Consider the following 2,500-nt stretch of genomic DNA (forward strand, 5'->3'; position numbering starts at 1 on the left):
CACTTACTGATGCCGAGACTGTCTCTAGTGCTCTATTCCAAAACCAATACGCTAAAATTGTGGCGCCTATAACAAGATACATTACACTAAATCCAGTCTTCCATGTTTCGATTTCTGGAAAACCATAGTAAAAAGTTTCTACCATTGCAAATGGTAATAAAATAACAGCTCCAATAATTAAAGTTAATGTTGTAAAAACCTTGTTTGATAAATACTGTTCTTGTTTTGGTCTTTTCAACAATACTGTATAGAAAGCAAATAAGAAAGTGCTTAATAAAATAAGGGTATCTCCTATTAAAGATACTTCTTGATTACCGTTACTAGATGGGATAGTAATAAGAAGTACTCCAGCAGCTCCCAATACAATACCGATCCAATAATTAAGCTGAATTTTTTCTTTCAAAAAGATCGCTGAAAAAAGAATTGTAACTAACGGTAAAGCAGCATCAATAATACTAACATGTAATCCACTTGTTAAAGAAATACCGTAGGATGTGAACATAAAGTAACCAGCTACACCAGTAAAAGATAGTAAACTCATTCTTTTCCACGGCACTTGTTTATGTACAACCGATTTTTTTAATTGTTTAAATGAAAATAGCAAACAAATTCCACCAGCGAAGAAAAGGCGAATAAATAACAAAGTAAATGGCTGAATAACTTCTAACGCCCACTTTGTTGGCGCAATGGCTGTCCCCCATAATATAACAGCCACTAATAACATGCATATTTCTTTCATAATCCCCCACACCCATCAATAATATATATTAATTACCTTAATTATAGATTTTTTGATGAATGAAATCCTTTAAAAATGAAAAGATATTGTATAAATTGAAACTTTAATCAGCGGGGGTTCACTTCAGCGCATGTCACATAGCTCAAAAGCGTTGCGAAATGTTGGCTTGTACACGATGAAACAAAGTTACTTAAACAATAACAGGATGGCTACTGTAAAAGAAGTAGATACTGCCATGCAAGCCAATACGAATGATTGGGGCGTTCAATCAAATTCTATTCAAGCGATTCGCAGAGCCTTATATGCAGAAGTGAAGAGCTTTTTTAAAGCGTTGGAACAATGTAAGAAAAATCCTGAGCAGTTCACAGGGCGTCCGAAGTTTCCAAATTATTCTCGTTCCACTGACAAACGAATCATTGAAATCTATCAAGTCCCTAAAGTGGATAATAATGGGTATTGGATGGTTCCGATGAATGTGGCATTCAAAAAAAATTGGGTTCCATTAAAATACGTATGCCGAAAAATTTAAGACATAAAAAAATCTTCTACATTGAGATTGTACCGAAGCAAAAAAGTCGGTTCTTTGAGGTGCATGATACATATGAAATGCATGTTTCTCAAATGAAGAAACCATCCACGACTACGAGTAACGCTTTGAATTGCGATTTAGGTGTAGATAGATTAGTAAGTTGCGTGACAAATCGTGGGGTAGCATAAATGCTAGAGCGTCAAACTGTCTAGCGATAGACGAAAAGACCTAGCGCTCGAGCTCAAGCCCCCACTGAAAGGCTTTGTCTCACTGGGGGTAGTTGACTTTAAAACGTCTCCATTTCATCCTTTTCTCTCATTAAGATTACTAAATTTACGGATTATGTCATTTGATATATATAAATAAACACAAAAAAACCTAAGTCGAAACGACTTAGGTTTTTGCTTGGCGACGTCCTACTCTCACAGGGACAAGGTCCCAACTACCATCGGCGCTAGAGAGCTTAACTTCCGTGTTCGGTATGGGAACGGGTGTGACCTCTCTGCCATCATCACCAAACTATGAAGGCATATTCCTTCAAAACTAGATAACATTGCTACATATTATATGGTTAAGTCCTCGATCTATTAGTATTCGTCAGCTCCACATGTCACCATGCTTCCACCTCGAACCTATCAACCTGATCATCTTTCAGGGATCTTACTAGCTTACGCTATGGGAAATCTCATCTTGAGGGGGGCTTCATGCTTAGATGCTTTCAGCACTTATCCCTTCCGCACATAGCTACCCAGCTATGCCCTTGGCAGAACAACTGGTACACAAGCGGTGCGTCCATCCCGGTCCTCTCGTACTAAGGACAGCTCCTCTCAAATTTCCTACGCCCACGACGGATAGGGACCGAACTGTCTCACGACGTTCTGAACCCAGCTCGCGTACCGCTTTAATGGGCGAACAGCCCAACCCTTGGGACCGACTACAGCCCCAGGATGCGATGAGCCGACATCGAGGTGCCAAACCTCCCCGTCGATGTGGACTCTTGGGGGAGATAAGCCTGTTATCCCCGGGGTAGCTTTTATCCGTTGAGCGATGGCCCTTCCATGCGGAACCACCGGATCACTAAGCCCGACTTTCGTCCCTGCTCGACTTGTAGGTCTCGCAGTCAAGCTCCCTTATGCCTTTGCACTCTACGAATGATTTCCAACCATTCTGAGGGAACCTTTGGGCGCCTCCGTTACACTTTAGGAGGCGACCGCCCCAGTCAAACTGCCCAC

General features: G+C 41.0%; 1 protein-coding gene, 2 rRNA genes and 1 pseudogene (2 of these 4 cut by a window edge). 1 reads left to right on the top strand and 3 read right to left on the bottom strand.

The window, feature by feature from the left end; all coding sequences use genetic code 11:
• Positions 1-751, bottom strand: partial view of a DMT family transporter gene (locus tag QCI47_RS26480; protein ID WP_001998796.1) — the 5' portion only. Its footprint begins 182 nt before the window's first position; only the first 751 of its 933 coding nucleotides appear in the window; the start codon lies at positions 749-751; its stop codon lies beyond the left edge, outside the window.
• Between the two features lie 109 nt (positions 752-860).
• Here QCI47_RS26480 and QCI47_RS26485 point away from each other — a divergent pair.
• Positions 861-1,453, top strand: a pseudogene (locus QCI47_RS26485) (nuclease/transposase family protein); the annotation flags it as partial.
• A gap of 218 nt (positions 1,454-1,671) precedes the next feature.
• On the opposite strand, the gene rrf reads toward QCI47_RS26485, so the two are convergent.
• Together rrf and QCI47_RS26495 are read right to left on the bottom strand one after the other, a co-directional pair.
• Positions 1,672-1,787, bottom strand: a 5S ribosomal RNA gene (rrf, locus tag QCI47_RS26490).
• 48 nt (positions 1,788-1,835) lie between these two features.
• A 23S ribosomal RNA gene (locus QCI47_RS26495) occupies positions 1,836-2,500 on the bottom strand; it runs 2,257 nt beyond the window's last position.

The sequence above is a fragment of the Bacillus cereus group sp. RP29 genome (assembly GCF_040459765.1).
In the GTDB taxonomy this organism is placed as follows: domain Bacteria; phylum Bacillota; class Bacilli; order Bacillales; family Bacillaceae_G; genus Bacillus_A; species Bacillus_A paranthracis.